We start from the raw sequence: 21,834 nt of genomic DNA on the forward strand, positions 1-21,834 counted from the left end.
CTCCCCTAGATAAATGTTATCCTTATATTTTCGACCCAATCCTTTGATTACCTTTATTCTAAATCAATTTTTCTTAAATCTTCATTTGCTTGAACTCTTTTAAGGTTATAGGATTGCCATGGAATATTGTTCAGATATGCTTCATTTTTTCTTTCAAGTAAGATATTTTTTAAGCCCGGAAGCTGAGGGTTTTCTTCATATAACTCAATTAACCCTAGAATACCTGTGTAAGATAAGCTATTTAGATAATGCAAATCAACTTTCCCACTTTGTTCATATCGTTCAATATTCTTTGTTACGATTATTTGCTCAACATTTATTATGTTCATCACGGTGTAATAGAGTAAGGCGCTTATAAAATAAAAGTGGAATAAGGAAAGTTTTTCAATCCAGATCTTTATTAAGGTATACATGAAAATGACAACAAGGAAAATCATAAACGAGTGCGCCATCACTCTTATGAAGGTAAACCCATATGCATCCTCGTACATGCTTAAGCGCATGAAAGCTGAACTTAATAACACTGCACTTGAAAGGACAAGAGTGGTTAGCAGCAATTGGATAAATCTTTTTATGAAACCAATCGTACTTTTAACAAAAGTTAATACAAGAACGGTAATCGATAGATTGATCAGTGTAACAAATAATAGTTCAAAAAAGCCTTTTCTTGCATATTCAGCATAGGTGAAATCACCTAGCAGCGACCCGCTAAAGAAGTATTTAAATTGGACAATGGTAAAGAGGACATATACCGCATTTATTAACACTAAGACAGTAATGGTAATGATCGCATCCATTTTAAAGGTTAGTTGATTGCCATTTTGATTCATTACATTTATTTGTTTCTTCATCAGAACCTGCATGAGACCAAAGATAGCAAAAGCATAAAACAAAACTACGACGATACGAAAAACTACTTCAGCATCAATTAACTGAAACCACTGTGGAATTCCCCCTACCATCTTTTCAAATTTAGTATCTGCTGACATAAGCAGCAATAAGACAACCATCAAAACGGGAATGGAAATCAATATTCCAATGGAAACCTTTTTGCACACTTGAAACTTACTTTCGTCAACCCCCTGTTTAAAAACCTTTCCCAAAAGTGATGCAAATACGAAATTATACTTAATTGCACCGCCTAATTTCGAAAATAAGTAGGTAACAAAGGCAGGTTTATTCCAACGAATGCTTTTTTGACTTGTTACTATTACAAGATGAAAAAAAACAAGCACAGGAATCACGATAATATTCAAAGCATAAAAATACATATTATCATTAATAAAATAACTAGCAGCTAACAGCCAGATGCAAATCAATACAAGATAACCGAATCGCTGGTGAGAGAAGGAAACATGGCGGTATCGGAAAAAAAACAAGCAATAAAAAGCAACAATAAACACTAAGTAAGATATACCTATTTCTGCTCGAAAAAAAGCTTCCTCCGCCACAATTCCTAACACCAAACATAACAATAAAAATATCCAATCAGATTTGCCTATTTTCAATTCCATATATATCCCTCTTCCATGTAGAAATTCTATATACATAGTTTTTCTATGTAACTAGGTAAAAAAAAGCTGCTTATATCGAAGCCTTCCTCCCCCACCGATATCCAAGCCAACTAATTGGATAGAGGATGAGAGTCAAAATGATACAAGCAATAATAAATGATTTTGTTAATAACGGTTCAAACCATGAATGCGGAATAATTTCAAATACCGTTAAGACCATTAACAACAGATTTGGAATGAGTGAAAGTAAAAAAGTCTTTTTCAAAAGGGTCCTTCCTCCATGTCCAAAGCCTTTCCCGATTTCATAGCCGAGCAACGCCCAAAAAAACATATAAATAATAGCAATTATGGTAGGAATAGCGGTTAAATGACTCCATATAATCGAAAGCCAATCCCATTGATATACATTATGGAATAGCGTTAATAAGCTTCCTCCACCAAAAAAAAGAACATTCATTAGAATAAATAGCCATTTCATATTACTAGGTGTTACAGAAAGTTCCTCTTTCCACAAGGCTGCGATTTCCTCAGGACCCCCCAATCTGGAAATAATTCGTTCCATCACCTCAAACTCATTCTTACAATCATAGGCTTCAATCAGAATTTCATCGATATGAGTTTCATATTCCATTAGGATACTTTGCTTATCTTGATGGTTTACAAGGCCCTTTTCCAGCTCTGCTAAAAACTTATTCTTCGGCCGTTCCATGCTTTGATCTCCCTATTACCTTGTTCATCACCTTTACAAAATCCTGCCATTCACGGGTTTTTTCATTTAAAACTTCTATTCCTGCATCCGTAATTTGGTAATATTTACGTGCTGGGCCCTTCTCCTGCTCCTGCCAATAGCACTCTATATACTCTTGTTTTTCAAGCTTGTGCAAGGCTGGATATAATGTCCCCTCTTTAACACTTAAGCCATTATCACTTCGCTGCTCTAATTCTTTGACCAATTCATATCCATACATATCTCTTTCATTTAACAATTGAAGCAAAATTAATGAAGTACTTCCCTTTACCAACTCACGATTAAACATGTCTTCACCTACCTAGAATTATTAGGTACATAGAAATTCTACACCATGAAGAATTATTTGTAAAATAAAAAAGTGACGATTTTTACCATCGCCACAAAAATGTTTATTTCTTTTTATGTTTCTGGAGCTGGATAAATTGGTCACGTTCCCCGCCATCAGATAACTCCTCAGAAAACTCATGATTCTTTTTTAGATCAAATAGTTCATTAGGTTTAATCATCCTTGGAGGAATATTATTATTAGGCGCTGCTTGTTCGTTCCAATCACTCATAGTATCACCTCTACTGTTAGTTTGGGAATCATGATAAAAAACATACACAGATCGTTATCTGCATAAATATTCCATTTTTTCATCATACTAAGTAAAAAACAATGAGGTGTAGAACATGGGTTTAATTAACTCCTTTAACCAATGGAGAGAAACTAGATATCAAAATCATGTATCTCATATGAGGACTCAAGACAAATGTCCTGATTGCTACGGGAGAGGCTTTACAGTTTATCCCTATAATGAATTTGCTTATTATAACTCAGTGGAATGCCCTGGTTGTCAAGGCAGCGGAGTATACTCCGATTGGGATCAACTGAGGTAATGAAAAAAATCTCTTCAGCCGAGTCAAATCGATGAAGAGATTTTTTTTATTGTTTGGTCTAAACCTATGGAAAGGAAATCATAATTTTGCTATAATTTCAGAATATTCTTTTGGAATACATCTGATTGCATATAAAAATACTTTTTTAATATAATTTTAAATGGAGGTTTTTGATTTAATGGAAAATTCACTTTCTACTCAACAGCTTTATGCTTCAAAATTAGATCTTTTACAAACAGAAGTGGCAATTAAAAAAACAAAGGATTTCTTTGAAAGCTCCTTAGCTGAGAGTTTAAATTTAACCCGAGTATCCGCTCCTATCCTCTTAAGATCGGGAAAGGGTTTAAATGATGACTTAAACGGTGTCGAAAGAATGGTTTCCTTTGAGGCATTGGATATTAAAAATGCAAATATCGAAATCGTTCAATCGTTAGCAAAATGGAAAAGGATGGCTTTGGCAAGGTATGACTTTTCCCTTGGTGCAGGATTATACACCGATATGAATGCGATTAGAAGAGATGAAGTTTTAGATCACTTGCATTCCATCTATGTAGACCAGTGGGATTGGGAGAAAATTATTACAAAAGAAGAGCGTAATTTAGGGACTTTAAAATCTGAAGTTCAAAAAATATTTCAAGTATTTAAAAAAACTGAAAATCATTTACACGAGCATTATCCAGTACTTGAACCTATACTGCCTGAGGAGATTCATTTTATTACCACGCAGGAACTTGAAACAATGTATCCAGAACTTTCATCGAAAGAACGAGAAGACAGGATTGCAAAAGAATATGGTGCGGTGTTCATTATGCAAATTGGAGGTCAGTTATTATCAGGGGAAAAACATGATGGACGATCACCAGATTATGACGATTGGACATTAAATGGTGATATTATTTTCTGGTATCCCCTTCTAGAACAATCCATTGAAGTTTCTTCTATGGGCATTCGTGTAGATGAAGAGGCACTAAAAAAGCAGTTAAAGATTTCAAATTCTGAGGATAGAATGTCCTTAGAATATCATCAAGCCATTCTTAACCAGGAACTGCCTTATACGATTGGTGGAGGAATTGGACAATCAAGGATATGTATGCTTTTTCTACAAAAAGTTCACATAGGTGAGGTTCAGGTTTCCGTCTGGAATGATGAGATTCTTGAAAACTGTAGAAAAGCAAACATCACACTATTGTAATTTTAAGTACTTAGAATAATTATCAGACTTCCTGGAGATTTATAAAGATATGTATGCTTGTAAATTCTCTGGGGGTGCTTTAATGTCTGTATTTGTTTATCAGACGTTTATTATTAAACAGGATAAATTTAAAGAAGCGATAGACAATTTACGTGAGATTAAAAAATTTAGAAATGACAATTATAACCACCATGTTGAAATCCTTACACCTATATCTGGTGAAGATCATACCTTTGCACTGCTTTCTACATACGATGGATTGGGAGAAATGGAATTAGAAAACAAAAGAATGTTTGATGATGAGGAATATATAGAACTCATTGGTCCTTTTTTTCTAGAAAACATTAAAGAAGGAAGTATGTATACGCAAATCTATAGAGGTTTAAGTGATAAAAAGAATGACAAAAAGAATGATAAGAAGAGTGAAAAATAGCGTAATGAACCGTACAGATGGAAATCATGTGCGGTTCTTTTTATGTGTTTTTCACCAATCATTCGTGACCATCTGCCTATATTCTTTCATATGATATAATTAAAGCAGAAATATGTTCCTCTTATTTACCTCCTCTCTAACACTCATTATGCAACCACAGTTACTAATAATCCTAACTTAGAATTCTGCTCCCTATTCATTTTAATCAATAAGGGGGAAATTTTGATGACAGGAATAATCATGATTCTTACCGTTTTGATATTTTCATTTTTCCTAGTATTGTGCGTTGTTTCGCACGTTCAAAAAAAGAGTGGGAAGTGGATTTACTTTACACTTACAGCCTTGAGCTTGATTGCCTTTGTCTTTATGTTGTTTTTCTTTAATTGGGACCTATCAAAGCCTGGACAAAACAATCCTAAACCACCCGTTACTGAAATCCCTGATAAAGGAAACGAGACCCCAGGTATAGAAAATCCTTCCGAAGAAAAACCACCGGCAGAAAATCCAACAGATGAAGAGCCAAAGGATGAAGAACCAGCCGGTGAAGAAGATCCAAAAGATGAAAATCCGAAAGATGAGGAGCCAGCCGATCCACCTCCTCCTGCAGAGCCTGCAAAAATAATAGTCCCAGAAAATGGAACTGTTGATTATAAAGTTGTGGCAGGAGACACCTTATGGTCAATCGCACAGAGGGCTGATTTGACAGTTTCTAAAATAAAGCAATGGAATAATCTAACCACAGATACGATCTTCGTTGGTCAAATCTTAAAGCTATATGGAAAAAATGTTGAGCCGCCTCCGCCGCAAGAGCCTCCAAAAGAAGAAACTCCACCGACGACAGAGCCTTCTGTCATTATTTCAAACGGCAGCCTTCAGCAAAAGGAAATCGCATTAACCTTTGATGCCGGCAGTGACGCAATTGGAATTGCCATTTTGGATGTGCTGAAAAAGCATAACGTTAAAGCGACTTTTTTCCTAACAGGCAGCTGGGCTGATAAGTTTCCAAGCTACGCAAAGCGAATGGCAGCCGAAGGGCATGATATTGGAAACCATACCTACTCCCATCCAGATGCAGCAAACACGAATTCGAATATTTTTGTCCAAGATATTATAAAAGCAGAAGAAGCTATAAAAAGAGCAACAGGTGTTACCCCACGTCCTTTTTTCCGCTTTCCTTTTGGTTCCTATAATGCAGCCGCCCTAAAAGCTGTTGGCGGAGCGGGATATCCATACAGCATCCAATGGACCATTGATACCATTGATTGGCAGCAGCCTTCTGTTGAGGTAATCATTTCAAGAATACAAGCAGGAGCAAGCAACGGAGACATCATCCTCATGCATATTGGAGGAATCAATACACCTGAAGCAGTTGATAAGGTCATCCCTATTTTAAAATCAATGGGCTATGACTTAGTAACTCTAACAGAATTACTCGATTTATAGATATTAAAGAGGGTGCTCATTAATGAGCACCCTTCTAAGATATAATTAATCTCTATCCAACAGTTCTTCCCCTGCAATACCTGGCTCAGTCATTTCATAGACATTCAAAATAATATCCAATTCCTCTTCTGTTAAAACATCATACTGTAAACATAGTTCACGAACAGATTTCCCTGAAATGGTCGCTTCCCTGGCAATTCGTGCTGCTACTTCGTATCCGAGATGTGGATTTACAGCCGTAATAATACCCACACTTTTGTCTACATAATCTTTTAAACGCTCTTCATTTGCTTCAATGCCTGTTAAGCAATGATCCGTAAAGGCACGGAACCCATTATTCATAATACTGATGGACTGAAGAAGGTTAAAGACTAAAACTGGCTCCATTACATTCAGCTCGAGTTGACCAGCTTCAGATGCAAGACAAATGGTGTGGTCATTCCCAATCACTTGGAAGGCAATTTGATTGATTAGCTCAGGCATAACCGGATTCACTTTTCCTGGCATAATCGAAGAACCTGGCTGACGAGCAGGGAGACGAATTTCACCTAACCCTGCTCGAGGCCCTGAAGCCATTAAGCGAAGGTCATTTGCGATTTTTGACATATTCATCATGCAAACTTTTAGAGCAGCCGAAACTTCTGTATAGGCGTCTGTATTCTGTGTCGCATCTACAAGGTGCTCAGCATTTACAAGTGGAAAGCCACTGATTTCAGCGAGCTGTTTCACTACATCTTTAATATATTTAGGATCTGCGTTCAAACCTGTTCCTACTGCCGTAGCTCCCATATTCACTTCTAACAAATGCTCACGTGTATGTTTGATTCGATTAATATCACGAGTAAGAACCCTTGCATATGCTTCAAACTCTTGTCCAAGTCGAATCGGAACGGCATCCTGAAGATGTGTACGTCCCATCTTAATAACCTTCTCAAACTGGACAGCTTTTTGTTTAAATACTTTTTGCATATCTTCCATTGTCACTAGTAATTTTTCTAATAATGTAAGAGTTGAAATATGTATAGCTGTTGGAAATACATCATTCGTAGATTGTGACATATTAACATGTGTGTTAGGACTTAAATGAAAATAATCACCTTTAGCTTGACCAAGTAATTCGAGTCCACGGTTAGCGATGACTTCATTTACATTCATATTCATCGAGGTACCTGCACCACCCTGAATCGGATCGACGATAAATTGATCATCCCACTTACCCGCAATAATCTCATCAGCTGCTTGTATGATGACCTCAGCATGATCTTTGTATAATCTAGTTGTATTCATATTTGCAATTGCTGCTGCCTTTTTTACCATTGCAAGCGCTTTAATTAAAGACTCATGAATGCGGTATCCTGTAATCGGAAAATTCTCCACAGCCCTAATCGTTTGAATCCCATAATACGCCTCAACCGGTATTTCTTTATCCCCAAGGAAATCCTTCTCGATTCTTTTCTTGTCTGTTGACATCCCGTTTCATCCTCTTCTAGTAATCTATCTGGTACATATCAAATGTAACATAAAAACAGTTGAAAGAGGTAAAAAAACATCCCAGAGAATTTAGCCCTGAGATTTTTCGTAAATGTGTAAATTAATGGATATCCCTCTTCTTGAAACGTCCGCCCCTAACTTCGGATATGTCTGCTATCGCCAAAAAGGCATTTGGATCAATTTCCTCAACAATCGTTGTCAGTTTCGATTCTTCTAGTCGAGTGATGATACTGAAAATTACCTTCTTATGGTCACCGGTATAGGCTCCCTCACCCTTAAGGTATGTTACACCACGACCTAAGCGAGCATTTACGGCATTTCCAATTTCCTCTGCTACATCACTGATAATCCAAACAGATTTCGATTCCTCGAAACCATCCACTACCGTATCAATTGCTTTCGCAGCAATAACGTAAGCTAGTAAGGAATACATCGCCCGGTCCCAACTGAACACAAATCCTGCTGCCCCTAAAATAAAGAGGTTGATAAACATAATAATTTGACCGACGGAGAATGGCACTTTCTTAGTTATCACGAGCGATAATATTTCTGTACCATCTAATGCTCCGCCGAAACGTATAACAATTCCAACTCCAATTCCTAATATCATGCCGCCAAAAATGGTCGCAAGAAGAATATCGTCGGTAAAGGCTGGTATTGGATGAAATAATGTTGTAAAAACAGATAAAACAATAATTCCATATACAGTAGAAATAGCGAAGGTTTTACCCATCTGCTTGTATCCCAAATATACAAATGGCAGGTTTAACAGGAATAGAAAGATACCGAGCTCAAGACCCGTTAGATGAGATAACATTATCGATATACCTGTTACGCCGCCATCAATTACTTTGTTTGGGACTAAAAAGATCTCTAGACCGGTAGCCATTAATATCGCACCGAGAGAAATGGCTATCGCTCGAAAGATTTTTTTACTAAGAGGAAGTTTTCGATGCTGCACTTTTTCGTTTACTAATTCTGTCACAAAATCACACCTTATAAAAATTTATTATAAAAACCATACTTGAGAAATTAATTATGCTGTTAATTCTCGCACTAGGTTATTATTACCAAGTTATGTAGCTATCATGAATTAATTATTACTATTAGTATACCATAAAATCTATTAAACCTGAATTTAAGTTCACTTTTTGGAGGGTTAAGACTTTGACAACAAGTTTAAATATTTAATCGTATTCTTACTTTCGACTATCAGATTTTGAGCAGATTGAAGGGAAATCTCCTTAAATCTGACCCTTGTTCCCGGTTTAGCTTGAGCAAGAAGCGGGATATCTGTTGAAATAACACTTCCTATTCTAGAATAGCCTCCTGTAGTTTGGTGTTCAGCCATTAGAATAATGGGCTGCCCGCTTGATGGGACTTGAATTCCTCCTAAAGGAATGGCATCAGAAATAATATCAGCTGTACTGCTATGCTCAATTTTCGGACCCGATAAATGATACCCCATTCGGTTTGATTGAGGAGAGATGATATATTCTCCAGTCAGAAATGTTTTGAATCCTAATGGAGTAAATTTATCTTTATGGGGACCCGCTATTATTCTAAGTGTTAATGGATTCATATATTCTGGTATAAATTTTGCATGAATAAATCTATTTCTTCTGATGTAAGGTTTCCCATAAAGGGTATCCCCTTCTTTTAGAGCCCTGCCATCCAATCCACCAAATTTTCCTGATAAATACGTTGATTTACTATTCAATACGTATGGAACTTGAATGCCTCCAGCAACACAAATATACGTTCTTGCTCCCTCTTTTACCCTTCCAAACGAGAGGGTTTGCCCTTTCTTAATTACGGTGCATTTCCACAGCGGTACCTCCTGATTATTAATTTTAGGAGTAAAATTTCCGCCGCATATTGCAATAGAGACATCATGCAATGCCAAGAGAACGGGTCCTATTAGAGGTGCTTCAAGTGCAGCCTCACCTAATACGTTTCCAACTAATAAATTTCCCATTTGTAAAGAATACGAATCCATTGCTCCTGATGGGCTAACCCCGTATTCGCGGAATCCATATCTCCCAAGGTCTTGTACAGTTGTTTGCAATCCTGGTTTTATTACCTTAAAGATTGGCGTTTTCATCTAACATACCAGCACTTTCTTATCCTTATATTTTCTTTTAATAAAGCTTCCCTTAGCTCCTTACTAAAATCTAAGGCAGCTGGTTCATCGCCATGGACACAAATTGTGTCGGCACAGATATCTATATCGGAACCATCTGTTGCTGTTACTTTTCCTTCCTTAACCATTCGAATCATTCTTTCTGCTGCAAACTTCACATCATGAATCATACTGTTCTGTTCGCTTCTCGAGGTTAAGGTTCCATCAGGCTGATAAGTTCGATCAGCAAAAACTTCTGAAGCTGTCAGCAAGCCCTTTTCTTTACCTGCCTGTATTAGTTCACTGCCTGATAAACCAAAAAGGATTAATCTGCTATCATAATCTGCTACAGCCTGAGCAATAGCAACAGCGATTGAACGACTACTAGATGCCATATTATATAGCGCACCATGTGGCTTTACATGAACCAAGGCTACACCTTGAGCTTGAGCAATCGCAGCTAGGGCACCAATTTGATAGAGGATGAGATTATAGATTTCTGTTGGATTAATATTCATTTCTCGCCGGCCAAATCCTGCTAGATCAGGAAATCCAGGGTGGGCACCAATACTCACATGATACTTTTTAGCCAGTTTTACGGTTTCCATCATCACATTATGATCTCCAGCATGATAGCCGCAAGCTATATTTGCAGATGAGATATGCTTCAAAATTTCTTTATCATTTCCAATTTTATATAACCCATAGCTCTCTCCAAGATCACAATTAAGGTCAATAACATTCATGTCCACTAGCCCCCTTTTTGTAAGACAATATTTCATACTTTTTAACAGCTATCCGTTCTTTTATAGTAAGAAACTCTTCATAATCTACAGGCAGGAAGGTTACATAATTTCCTGCCGATAATAGCGACGGATTTTCATTCTCACTATCAAATAATCGTAATGGAGTTATGCCAATAATCCTCCAACCCGAAGGTACCTCAGCTGGATAAATCCCCGTTTGACTTCCTCCAATTCCCACAGACCCTGCCGCTATTTTGGGTCTCGGCTTATCTAGACGAGGAGCGGAGATTTTATGGGAAAGTCCACCGAGATATGGGAAGCCTGCTACAAACCCAATCATATGTATCAAGTACTCTTTGTTTGCGTGATTATTAATAACTTCCTGCTCACTAATATTATTGTATTGTGCAATAAACCTTAAATCCGGTCCAGTCTCTCCGCCATAATAAACCGGGATCCTATAGACATATGATTCTATTTGGGGTGTTTCCATTGCAGACTTATAGATTGAAACTACTTTTTTCTCCAATTGACTATAAGTAATTATTGCGGGGTCATAAAAAATGGAAATAGATGTATAGGCCGGGACACACTCGAACACTCCGACCACCTTATGAAGTCTAAAAACATGTAGAAATTGATGGATTTGTTGATGAATCCCTTCATCAATTTTATTGCCAAAGGTAATCGTGATTGCCGAATCACCTAATGGTACGATCTCAACACACATTTACCTCACCTTCTTATCACAAGAATTTGTTATTAATACTCTTTACTTTATTTAATACACCATGATTATGCAAAAAAAACGCTCTGATCACTGTAGATCAGAACGTAATTGTTTAGTCGTACTTTCTTTAGCACTTTTTATTGTGTGGCGTGGGTAACCAGTTAAAATGGCTGTCACTCCACAGATCCCTATTAATACTGGGTAATAAGAATAGGCTAAAATGCTGACTGGGGAAATACCCGCCACCCCTGCAGCAACGAGCAATTGAGCACCATATGGGATTAATCCTTGAATACTGCAAGAAAAAACGTCCAGTAAACTTGCTGACCTGCGAGGGTCAATTCCGTACTGATTAGCTATATTCTTTGCAAGCGGTCCAGCAATAACGATTGAGATTGTATTATTTGCTGTGGAAAGATCTGTTAAGCTTACAAGTCCAGCAATCCCAAATTCAGCCCCTTTTTTCGATTTAATTTTACCTGTTACGAGGTGGAGTAAATAATCAATCCCGCCATTCTGCTTTATTACTTCCACCATACCTGCAATTAAAATGGCCAGGAAAGAGATTTCAAACATTCCTGCCATACCTTCGCCAGTCTTCTGAATGAGTTCCATAGGGTTATAACTGCCATCTACTATCCCAATAAAACCGGCAAACAGTATTCCGAATGTAAGAACCAAAAATACATTTACCCCTGCTAACGCAGTAATCAGTACACCTAGATAAGGTAGAATCTTTATCCAATTAAAGGATTGCTGACTGATATTGGCTTGTTCACCCATTGTTAGTATAGCAAGAATGATACAGGTAATAATGGCGGCAGGAAGAACAATAAGAAAATTCATTTTAAATTTATCCTTCATTTTTGTCCCTTGCGTCCTTACTGCTGCAATCGTCGTATCCGAAATAAAAGACAAGTTATCCCCAAACATGGCTCCGCCAATCACTGCAGCCATCGAAAGCGCAAGAGAAATATCCGTTTGCTCGCTTATGCCAACACCTATAGGTGCCAGTGCGACAATGGTTCCCATACTAGTCCCCATTGACAAGGATATAAAACAAGCAATAATAAAAACACCGACCATTAACAGATTTTGAGGTACCACAGATAATGCCATATTCACAGTTGAATCAACTGCACCCATGCCTTTAGCTGTCTCTGAAAAGGCACCTGCTAATAGGAAAATCATAACCATAAGCATGATGTTTGATTCTCCCGCGCCTCTTGTAAAAATTTCTACCTTCTGATTAAATGTTTCTTTCCTATTCATTATTAACGCAACAGTTGCTGCAATAACAATTGCTACAATGACCGGAAATTTATAAAAATCGCCCGTGACAATTCCCGATCCAATAAATAATACTAAAAACACAGCAAAAGGTATTAACGCCCATGGATTGCCTTTTTTGTTTGTACTCATGGTAAACACCCTCTCTTCCAATTCACATAAAAAAACCTCTTCTTTCCAAACAAGAAAAAGAGGTTTTACTGTCTATTTAACAAGCAAATATTAGATTACAATAATTTCTTTGATTGTGCAAGATGTAATATTAAAGTTTTTCTAATTTACTTGTTTTCTTCTTTTCTGTTTTTTCTTTAGCCGATAGAAAATTACCAATCCTACAAAAACGAGTGCTATACCAAGCAAGATATTTTGCTCCATATTCCCCTCCATGAATCCTGCAGGGATGAGAGTCAACACAAAGAAAAAGATGAGATTTCCAAACATCGTACCAATCAAAAAATGCTTAAAGGTGATAGAACTTAATCCACTCAGAATATTGATTAAGCTAGTAGGAACAAATGGAATAATTCTAGCTTGGAACACAAATAGCAGGCCATTCTGCTCCATCTTTGATAATAGTTCTGGATTACTTTTTTTCTGTACCCAATCATTGAAAAAATAGCGACTGCATAAAAACCAAATCCCAGCAGCAATTATACTTGTGAACCAACTCCAAATAAGACCATTAAAAAAACCGAATAATGCATAATTTATCGTAATGATAATAATAAGAGGAATAATAGTAAATGAATTTTGAATCACCATAATGATAAAGGTAAAGAAGAATTTTGAAAATGTGGTATCCTTCAAAGAAAGTATGATGGAATCCAAATCCCCGCTTCTAAGTAGCTGGAAAGTTTCGGTATTATGAATAACTAAAAAAATGATCAATATTATCCCGATTAAGGAAATGATTTTTTTCCAAATATTAATCACCTATTTTCATTTTAAGGTATTCTAGGGTAAGGGTAAAATATATTCTTAAACACATCATACCATGCAACAATTAACAGTGATAAAAAAAAGATGGCACAAAAGAAAATTTGTGACATCCTTTGACAATTATAAGCTTGAGAATTCCTCTACAAGGTCTCCAAACTTTTTCATGGCATTTTCAATTGGCACTGGAGTGGTTAAATCTACTCCAGTCTTCTTTAACAACTCGAGAGGATAATCACAGCTTCCGCTCTTTAAGAAGGCAAGGTATGATTGTAAGGTTTCTTTATCACCTTCAAGTATTTTCGTTGCCAAATGAATCGCTGAGGCAAAACCAGTTGCGTACTTATAGACGTAAAATGGGCGATAGAAATGAGGAATTCTGGACCAGCCAAATTTCACTTCATCGTCAAAAACCACCACATCCCCATTGTATTCACTAAACAATGCTTCATATGTCTGATTAAATACCTCGACATTTAATGGGGTACCCTTTTCTGCCAGCTCATGAGTGATTTTCTCAAATTCTGCAAACATGACTTGGGTAAAGAATGTTCCTTTAAATTGATCAATGAAATGATTTAATAAATGTTTCCTTACTTCAAGATTCTTTTCTGTATTTAATAAATAATTAATCAGCAAAATTTCGTTGACCGTCGAAGCCACTTCTGCGACAAAAATACTATAACGAGCCGTAATTTGAGGCTGATGCTGCGAGCTTAATTTACTATGGACCCCATGACCACACTCATGGGCAAGTGTAAATAAACTGTCCAAATCATCTTGATGATTTAATAATATAAATGGATGAACCCCGTATATCCCCAAATTATAGGCACCTGAGCGCTTACCAGGAGTCTCGCGGACATCAATATACCTGGCATCCTTGAATTCTTTTAGGATGGATACATATTCTTCCCCAAGAGGTCCTAGAGCTTTTATCATGGTTTCATATGCTTCCTCATAGGGTATGACCTGTTTTACACCCTGAACTAAAGGAACGGACATATCATATTGCCTAAGTTCATCTAGCTGCAGCTTCTGCTTGCGGATTTCAGAATACCTGTGAAGGGGTGCAATATTATCTTTCGTTGCTGTTATCAGGTTCTCATATACTTCCTTTGGCACCATATCACCGAACAGTGCTTTTTCTAAAGCAGATGGATATTTTCTGATTTTTGCTAAAGTGACGTTATTCTTGATTGCTGCAGAAAGTGTACTCGCAATAGAATTCTTTAATTCAACATATGGCTTATAATAGGATTTATATGCTTCCCTCCGTCTTTCCCGGTCTTCATCCTCGATTAATTTCGAGTACATCCCTCTCGTTAACTGAACCTTTTCACCATTGTTATTGGTTACATCGCCAAACTTAATATCTGCATTATTGATCATCCCAAAGGTTGTACTTGGAGCAGAAAGTGCTTCTCCTAATTGTGATAAAACTTCTTCCTGATCTTTACTAAGGACATGTGTCTTGTATCGAAAGGATTCATATAAATCCTCTTCGAAGTACTTAAGACCTTCTTCTTCTGCAATATAACTGCTTAAGGTTTCTTTATCTAAACCTAATAAGTATGGCATAAAAAACGATGTTGAGGAACTAACCTTCACACTTAGACCTTTGGCACGATCTAATAAAGATTGTGAATTAGAATCCCTTGTATCCTCATCTACCCTCAGCATGGCGTATGCATAGACATGATTAAATGTATACGATAATTCCTCTCTTTGTTTCAAGTATTGATAAAGACTCTTACCATCCTGAATGGCTCCATCAAATTGCTTCAATTTTTCTGCCATTTTTTCAACAAGCTGAAGATCGTTTTCCCATTTAGTTAAATCAGAATAAATGTCTTCAAGGCTCCATTTTTCGTTTACGGGTACATCATTTCTAGAAGTATAGACTGACATTTGCTACCTCCTTAGAGAATTTTATTATTAGTAACTATTCGAATCACGCTTGTATTAGACCTATCCTTAATTTTTTCAAAAGGCCCGTTTTGCACACGATAAAAGCACCTTTTTAGGTGCTTTTTACTTTATCCTATTAATCCCTATGATTGCAATGTAAGAAACTGATTAAATCGATGATTGGATTGACAATGTGGGCATTTAACCGTAATTTCAACATCAACAATGTGTAAAGCTCCATTATTGACAATACTCTTTTTTAAAACAACAACTTGGTCGGTGAATACTTTACCCTTATAGATTGATGACAAATCCTCTACATTTTTCACTCCACTAACAAGTGCAGCATATTCAAAGTCCTTACTGCATAAAATGCACGACTTTTCACCTGTAACAACATGATTTGCAGCAGCCATTTGTAATCTCATTTGTCTCATCTCCAATCTGTCTTTCATTCATTCGACAGTCAAAGGGTGCTTTCCTTCTAAATTTTTATGTATTTAAAAAATTCACATTTTCGACAACTTTAAAATAAATGATCTAAAAAGGCTGTTTAGGAATCTCCTAAACAGCCTGGATTATATCTTATTCTTCATCATCTTGTGATTGATTGTAATTATATTGTGTTCGGTCAATAGGAGTAAAGTTTCCAGGAGTGTAGAAGCGTAATAGATCTCCGTTTACGACTTTATCAGAAAGTGCTAATTTATTTTCAACGATTTTCTGAAGATTCAATGCCTCTTCCATCCTACCTTCATCTAATTTCAATCCTGTAGTGGAATCGTAGAATTTACCACCTACAGATGAAATAGTTGCGCTCATAAAATTACCATCACGGAATGGAACAAGATCATCATGCTGTTCAGATAAAAGGTCAGTTCCAAACTGAACATAATCTTTTGTATCAATTCCTAACAAGTGAAGCAGTGTTGGCAGGATATCAATTTGTCCGCCGTATTCGTGGTTAATTCCACCCTCAATTCCAGGAACACGAATAAAGAAAGGCACGCGTTGTAATCCTGCACTATCAAAATCTGTAATTTCTTTACCTAGAACTTGTTCCATTGCTTTATTATGATTTTCTGAAATTCCATAATGGTCACCGTACATGACTATGACAGAATTATCATATAACCCTGATTCTTTCAGGTAATCAAAGAATTGTTTCAAAGCTTCATCCGCATAACGAGCTGTTTGGAAGTAGGTATCAACCGATTTATCACCCGTTGTATGTGGAGCAATTGTTGCATCTTCCTCAGCAAGCGGATAAGGGTAGTGATTTGAAACAGTAATAAACTTTGTATAAAAAGGCTGAGGTAATGTTTCCAACAATGGGATTGATTCCTCAAAGAATGGTTTATCCATAAGCCCATACTCAGCCAGGTCTTCTGGATTCATACTATATGAACTTTCATCAAAAAAGTGATTATATCCAAATGATTTATAAATTTCATCACGATTCCAGAAGCTGCCTGAATTTCCGTGGAACACAGCAGAACTATAGCCTTGTTGACCTAAAATTGCAGGTGCTGCTTGATACGTATTTAACCCTTTAGTTGTAAAAGCAGAACCCTGCGGTAATCCATATAATGAATTTTCAAGAATAAATTCAGCATCAGCCGTTTTACCTTGTGCAGTCTGATGGAAGAAGTTATCAAAATAAAGTGTGTTTTGATCCTTCGTTAACGAATTTAGAAACGGTGTTACTTCTTCCCCATTTAACTTGTAGTCAATCAGGAAGTTTTGCATCGATTCAAGATGTAAATAAATTACATTCATACCTTTTCCCGCACCAAAGTATGCAGGATTTGGCTGTGCGTAGTTTGATTTTGTATAGTTAATTACTTCTGTCATATCGTCACTGTTAGCCATAACCCTTTGTGCGGAAGCTTTTGTACTTTTAACAGCATCATAAATGGTGTAGTTGTACATCCCTAAATATTTCACAATATAATTACGGTCAAATCCTCTTGTTAACAATTGAGGACGATCACTTTCAGCTAGTCCAAGATTTCCACAAGAAATAGCAAGTGATAATGAGAATAAAGCAGCTACTTTTCTGCGATTCATGTCTTTAACTTCCACTTTCACAAAGCGAAAAGCAAGTAAAGCAATCAAAAGGATGATATCCATAAAGAATAAGAAATCATATGGTCTTAATAGTGTTACGACACTTCCGCTTACATCACCAAAGTTTTGAGTCTGAGTTAAAGTTGGTAACGTAATAAAGTCATTAAAGAATCTATAATAGACAACATTTGCAAATAATAGAAAGGATAAAAAGAAATCAATCACAAGTAGTGCAATATATTTCTTACGCCCTTTAAATAAAAAAGCCAATCCTAAAAATAATAAAGATGATCCTAACGGATTAATAAATAATAGGAACTTTTGTAGTGTATTTTCAATACCTAAATCAAATTGAGTTAATTGAGCTATATAGGTTTTCATCCAAAGGAAGAATACAGCCAATAAGAAAAAGCCAATATATTTATTTAAAATACCTTGACCCTTTTGAGTAAAGTTATTCATTTTTTGCACCTGCCTTAAGAAAATAATCATTATTTAGTGGGGTTTATTTTATATAAGTTATATTAATCTATCACTAAATCTATCATTAATAGTAACAGTTAAGTATGAACAATTTATGAACAGATTATAAAATAATTCAACACAAAATTGTATTATACGGATTATTTATCAAAAGTCAAGTGAGGTTGTATTCTTTTAGAATCAATGTTGAGTTATTAACTAAAGAGTGCATGAATACCCTGGTATCCAAAATAAAGTCCAAATAAAACGAGTGATGCACCAGAAATAATGGAGATAGCAATCAAGCTTTTTACTGTCAGGAGCTTTCGGAATCCTGTAGTTAGTCCAGCAACAAATACGTCCCAAATGGTTAGTCCAAGGAAAATCATACTGCTATAAATCAAAAGAGATTCTGTTCCATTTGTTTGGGCTGTTTTTGCTAAGACCGAGCCATAAATACCTAACCAGAACAATACCGATAAAGGACTGGTAATGGACATAATAAACCCAGTAAAGAAACATTTCATTAGTGACTCTTGATCTCTTCCATAAGTAAGAGTGATGGTATTCGCATTTTTGATACTTTCAAAACCTGAATAAATAAGGATAAAGCCTCCGAATAACCAAAGAAATATTTGGATCATCGGAATTCCCAAAAATTGTACCATCCCTAAATAAACAAGCAGCATAAAAAATCCATCGGCCACCATAGAGCCTGCACCAACAATCCATGCATGCCAAAATCCATTCTTAATTCCCTTATCTAAACGCGCGGAATTTACCGGCCCGATTGGAGCTGCCAATGTAAATCCCAAAATGATGTAACTCAATAAAATGCTGATACTCAATAAAACCACTCCACTCCGCCTTTATCTAACTTGTACATTTTATGTAAATTATCCGGACACATGTCCAAAAAATTCTAATCATGTAAAAACGATAAAAATTAATGATAGGGTTTGAAATGGGAAACCCTATTGATGTGCTTGGAAGAAAGGTGGCACTGATTATGAACAAATTTTCATACACACTAAGGAGGGCAACGATGGGAATTTTAAGTGGCAACCCTAAAGAAGAGCCTTTACACTATGGTGAAGTATTTGATCTTTGGTCGTCATTATTAGCTGGGAATGGCATGATTGCAGGGTATAAAACGATGCTGAACCATGCTGGTGATGAAGATTTGAAGAAGCTGTTAGTTGAAGCCGTGGAGATATGTCAGCAGGAAAAGAAGCAATTGGAAGAACTATTAAAAGAAAATGGCATTGGGTTACCTCCTGCACAACCAGAGCCGCCTGAGGCATGTTTAGAGGATATTCCTGTAGGAGCTAGAATCCCTGACCCTGCGATTGCGGCTGGACTTTCTGCTGATATTGCTGCTGGACTCGTCTTATGCAGTCAAATAATCGGCAAGTCAATAAGGGAAGATGTAGCCATGATGTATGGACAGGTTCATACACAAAAAGCAGGACTCGGCGCAAAAGTGCTTCGTCTAAATAAGGAAAAAGGCTGGCTAATTCCTCCTCCATTACATCTTAATAAGCATGGAGATTGTTAAATCAAATAACTCAGAGAAAAAGGGATGAACACGGTTGTTTCATCCCTTTTGGTTATTTTAAAAAGTAATACACATACATTTTCAAGTTTCACTGTAACTACCTAAATAGGTATTTTTGTTTACAGATATTGGCTAATAGTCCAAACAACAAGGAAATAGTCCAAAACCCTTTGGAAATAGTCCATAACCATAAGAAAATAGTCCAAAACCACAAGAATATAGTCCAAAACACCCCTAAAATAGTCCAAAACATTTTCCCAAACTATTTTTCAAAAAATATAACCGATTAATAGGCTCTTTTATTAGTTACCTTCATTATTAGAAGTAATCCGAAAAGTAAGGTATTTGCCTCTCAATGATATTCTCTAATATCTCGACAACCTGAGCATTACCCTTCAGGCGTGAAATGGCAGCCAAGTAAGATGGTCTCTTATAACTGAGCAGCATAGTCGTCAGTGTCTGTATATCGAGAGAAAATGTTGGCTCTTCTTTACTTTGAAATAATTTTCCTTGACCTAATGGGGATACATTTAATGTGAATGTCCCTTGATTCCACTCAAGCATAGGATCCTCAAGCATAAACGTTAACTGTATATCTGTGCCTGTTGCTTTAAAAGGATATTGAGAAATAAACTGTTTTGCACATACAATACGTGCCATAAAATAGGGAGAGATACTTTCATTAATGTCCCCATCCTCCAGCCAAAAGGCTAATGGTTCATTCATAAAAATATTCCCTACAACCTTTGACACCATTGAAAAATGGGCACCAATGAAATTCCAGAGTCCAATCCTTGCCTCTTGATTCATATAAACCATTTCTTTAATATGAAGCACATCCTCAGATATCCAGTACAATAGATACCCTTGCGGCTTGTGTGAACTGTCATAATAAAGTGCTGCCGTTAATTCATCTACATCCCATCTCCAATATTCATCCCAGGCCAAGTCATTTCGAAGCATACCAACATGCATTTTACTCGAGAAGAGTTTATATACAATCCTTACGTCTGGGTGCTCAATATCCAATCTTTCCACATATCCTGGAACTTTCTTGATCTTTGGTAATTGAATATCTCTTACTTCAAAAGTCATCTTATCCGAAACAATTTCCCATCCTCTACGGCGATAATAAGGAATCGAATAGGGAAATAAATAAGATATCGATTGTTTTCTTTCCCGCATATCTGCAAGTGCCTGCCCCATCAACTTATACATTAGTCCCATATTTGCGTATTCTGGATAAGTGCCAACACCTGTCAGCCCCCCCATTTCATATGATCGCCCAAAAATATTTACTTGAAAAGGGTAAACAGCTAATTGTGATACCAGTTTTTCACCATCAAACCAGCCTAATACATCCGCCTGATCCAGAACTGGCTTTTTGGCTAAAGCTATTTCTCGTTCTTCCCAGCCAATCATTTGCAGATCTTTTTTTGTCACTTGAAACACATAACGCAATAACTGATTGAATTGTTGGAAATGTTTTGTTTCCACTTTCCCCATTTTGAGCCTGTCTAGTCGACTCATATCTATACCTCCAATTTCAAATAGCACTCTAACTATTAGTCCTAACAAGTATTGTTTGCTTTATTAGAAATAAGAATTCTTGGCTATAAATTTTTATGCTAAGTTTTTGTCATACTTTAAATAGGCTTTTAAATAAGGCAAATAAATTTGAATGTTACATAATACCATGTTATCGTTATATTATGTAACATGGATGAAGGAGCAAGGTTTTTATGGAATACGTTGAAGCTTTAAGGGACATCAAGCAAATCAATGCAATTAAAAAATATTTAAAGAAGCATTCTGAGCGAGATTATTTCCTCTTTATTTTTGGTATTAACACGGGGTTAAAAATTACAGAAATGCTTGATATCAAGGTTGGTGATATCTTTAGTAATAAAGATGGTGTTAAAAACTTTTACTCGTACCCTCATCATGAAACCTTGAAGGAAGTCTACCTCAATCATAAAGTTAAACAGGCCCTTCAACATTATGTGGAAAGCAGCAAGTTAACCAATGAGGATTTTTTGTTCAAGTCTTCAAAAACTGATAAACCCATTACACGCCAACAAGCATATCGGATTATCCATCAGGCCGCTACAGCAATTGGTATTGAAGGAAAAATAGGAACCAATTCTTTGCGTAAGACTTTTGGATTTCATGCCTATAAACGTGGAATCGCCATCTCACTTCTGCAAAAGCATTTCAATCATTCAACCCCTTCCGAAACACTTAAATATCTAGGAATTTCCAAAGATGAGAAAATAAAAACAGAAATTGATGTCAATCTGTAGAGG

The 21,834-nt window shown here is 36.4% G+C and carries 21 protein-coding genes; 5 read left to right on the top strand and 16 right to left on the bottom strand.

Annotation, left to right across the window (positions count from 1 at the left end):
* Positions 1 to 53: 53 nt before the first annotated feature.
* From MLOOGBEN_RS13140 to MLOOGBEN_RS13155, 4 genes are all read right to left on the bottom strand, one after another.
* Entirely contained in the window at positions 54 to 1,514 is a 1,461-nt protein-coding gene (locus MLOOGBEN_RS13140; RefSeq protein WP_179158704.1) for a DUF4153 domain-containing protein, read from the bottom strand.
* Between the two features lie 70 nt (positions 1,515 to 1,584).
* Positions 1,585 to 2,223 carry an HAAS signaling domain-containing protein gene (locus MLOOGBEN_RS13145; RefSeq protein WP_179158705.1) on the bottom strand — a complete coding sequence of 213 codons (639 nt, stop codon included), beginning with the start codon at positions 2,221 to 2,223 and terminating at the stop codon, positions 1,585 to 1,587.
* The gene (locus MLOOGBEN_RS13150; protein WP_179158706.1) at positions 2,204 to 2,551 is read right to left on the bottom strand and encodes a PadR family transcriptional regulator; all 348 of its coding nucleotides are present in this window, start codon (positions 2,549 to 2,551) and stop codon (positions 2,204 to 2,206) included. Before MLOOGBEN_RS13150 ends, MLOOGBEN_RS13145 begins: the two co-directional genes overlap by 20 nt.
* Positions 2,552 to 2,654: 103 nt before the next feature.
* Entirely contained in the window at positions 2,655 to 2,822 is a 168-nt protein-coding gene (locus tag MLOOGBEN_RS13155; protein ID WP_179158707.1) for a hypothetical protein, read from the bottom strand.
* Between the two features lie 500 nt (positions 2,823 to 3,322).
* On the opposite strand from MLOOGBEN_RS13155, the gene asnA reads away from it, so the two are divergent.
* The 3 genes from asnA to MLOOGBEN_RS13170 all read left to right on the top strand — a co-directional run bounded on the left by asnA (position 3,323) and on the right by MLOOGBEN_RS13170 (position 6,212).
* Positions 3,323 to 4,336: an aspartate--ammonia ligase gene (gene asnA, locus MLOOGBEN_RS13160; protein ID WP_179158708.1), complete on the top strand. Its 1,014-nt coding sequence runs from the start codon at positions 3,323 to 3,325 to the stop codon at positions 4,334 to 4,336.
* Positions 4,337 to 4,418: 82 nt separating this feature from the next.
* On the top strand, positions 4,419 to 4,769 hold the full coding sequence (locus tag MLOOGBEN_RS13165) for a hypothetical protein (RefSeq protein ID WP_179158709.1): 351 nt from the start codon (positions 4,419 to 4,421) through the stop codon (positions 4,767 to 4,769).
* Between the two features lie 225 nt (positions 4,770 to 4,994).
* Positions 4,995 to 6,212, top strand: coding sequence for a polysaccharide deacetylase family protein (locus tag MLOOGBEN_RS13170; RefSeq protein ID WP_179158710.1), 1,218 nt, complete (start codon positions 4,995 to 4,997; stop codon positions 6,210 to 6,212).
* Positions 6,213 to 6,257: 45 nt separating this feature from the next.
* Here the strand turns inward: MLOOGBEN_RS13170 and aspA are convergent, their stop codons facing one another.
* The 11 genes from aspA to MLOOGBEN_RS13225 form a co-directional block, all read right to left on the bottom strand.
* Positions 6,258 to 7,682 (bottom strand): aspartate ammonia-lyase, encoded by a 1,425-nt coding sequence (gene aspA / locus MLOOGBEN_RS13175; RefSeq protein WP_179158711.1) that lies wholly within the window; start codon positions 7,680 to 7,682, stop codon positions 6,258 to 6,260.
* A gap of 121 nt (positions 7,683 to 7,803) precedes the next feature.
* Positions 7,804 to 8,688, bottom strand: coding sequence for a YitT family protein (locus tag MLOOGBEN_RS13180; RefSeq protein WP_179158712.1), 885 nt, complete (start codon positions 8,686 to 8,688; stop codon positions 7,804 to 7,806).
* A gap of 174 nt (positions 8,689 to 8,862) precedes the next feature.
* Positions 8,863 to 9,807 carry a 5-oxoprolinase subunit C family protein gene (locus MLOOGBEN_RS13185; protein ID WP_179158713.1) on the bottom strand — a complete coding sequence of 315 codons (945 nt, stop codon included), beginning with the start codon at positions 9,805 to 9,807 and terminating at the stop codon, positions 8,863 to 8,865.
* A complete protein-coding gene (locus tag MLOOGBEN_RS13190; protein WP_179158714.1) occupies positions 9,804 to 10,571 on the bottom strand; it encodes a LamB/YcsF family protein in 768 nt (255 codons plus the stop codon). The genes MLOOGBEN_RS13185 and MLOOGBEN_RS13190 overlap by 4 nt, the downstream gene beginning before the upstream one ends.
* A complete protein-coding gene (gene pxpB, locus MLOOGBEN_RS13195) occupies positions 10,558 to 11,301 on the bottom strand; it encodes a 5-oxoprolinase subunit PxpB (RefSeq protein WP_179158715.1) in 744 nt (247 codons plus the stop codon). The genes MLOOGBEN_RS13190 and pxpB overlap by 14 nt, the downstream gene beginning before the upstream one ends.
* 87 nt (positions 11,302 to 11,388) lie before the next feature.
* Complete coding sequence (locus MLOOGBEN_RS13200) at positions 11,389 to 12,723, bottom strand: Na+/H+ antiporter NhaC family protein (protein ID WP_179158716.1); 1,335 nt, start codon at positions 12,721 to 12,723, stop codon at positions 11,389 to 11,391.
* Positions 12,724 to 12,864: 141 nt separating this feature from the next.
* Complete coding sequence (locus tag MLOOGBEN_RS13205) at positions 12,865 to 13,398, bottom strand: TVP38/TMEM64 family protein (RefSeq protein ID WP_218781166.1); 534 nt, start codon at positions 13,396 to 13,398, stop codon at positions 12,865 to 12,867.
* 252 nt (positions 13,399 to 13,650) lie between these two features.
* Complete coding sequence (gene pepF, locus MLOOGBEN_RS13210; protein WP_179158718.1) at positions 13,651 to 15,438, bottom strand: oligoendopeptidase F; 1,788 nt, start codon at positions 15,436 to 15,438, stop codon at positions 13,651 to 13,653.
* A gap of 143 nt (positions 15,439 to 15,581) precedes the next feature.
* On the bottom strand, positions 15,582 to 15,866 hold the full coding sequence (locus tag MLOOGBEN_RS13215) for a hypothetical protein (RefSeq protein WP_179158719.1): 285 nt from the start codon (positions 15,864 to 15,866) through the stop codon (positions 15,582 to 15,584).
* 157 nt (positions 15,867 to 16,023) lie between these two features.
* Entirely contained in the window at positions 16,024 to 17,970 is a 1,947-nt protein-coding gene (gene ltaS / locus MLOOGBEN_RS13220; protein ID WP_179158720.1) for a lipoteichoic acid synthase, read from the bottom strand.
* 215 nt (positions 17,971 to 18,185) lie between these two features.
* Positions 18,186 to 18,818, bottom strand: a complete 633-nt coding sequence (locus MLOOGBEN_RS13225; protein ID WP_179158721.1) for a LysE family transporter — start codon at positions 18,816 to 18,818, stop codon at positions 18,186 to 18,188.
* Between the two features lie 197 nt (positions 18,819 to 19,015).
* On the opposite strand from MLOOGBEN_RS13225, the gene MLOOGBEN_RS13230 reads away from it, so the two are divergent.
* On the top strand, positions 19,016 to 19,528 hold the full coding sequence (locus MLOOGBEN_RS13230) for a DUF3231 family protein (protein WP_179158722.1): 513 nt from the start codon (positions 19,016 to 19,018) through the stop codon (positions 19,526 to 19,528).
* A 318-nt stretch (positions 19,529 to 19,846) separates the two neighbouring features.
* Here MLOOGBEN_RS13230 and MLOOGBEN_RS13235 read toward each other — a convergent pair whose 3' ends face one another.
* A complete protein-coding gene (locus tag MLOOGBEN_RS13235) occupies positions 19,847 to 21,058 on the bottom strand; it encodes a GNAT family N-acetyltransferase (protein ID WP_179158723.1) in 1,212 nt (403 codons plus the stop codon).
* A gap of 212 nt (positions 21,059 to 21,270) precedes the next feature.
* On the opposite strand from MLOOGBEN_RS13235, the gene MLOOGBEN_RS13240 reads away from it, so the two are divergent.
* Positions 21,271 to 21,831 (top strand): tyrosine-type recombinase/integrase, encoded by a 561-nt coding sequence (locus MLOOGBEN_RS13240; protein ID WP_179158724.1) that lies wholly within the window; start codon positions 21,271 to 21,273, stop codon positions 21,829 to 21,831.
* The last annotated feature ends 3 nt before the right edge of the window (positions 21,832 to 21,834 follow it).

This window comes from Bacillus sp. EB106-08-02-XG196 (assembly GCF_013396335.1).
Classification (GTDB): Bacteria; Bacillota; Bacilli; order Bacillales; family Cytobacillaceae; genus Neobacillus.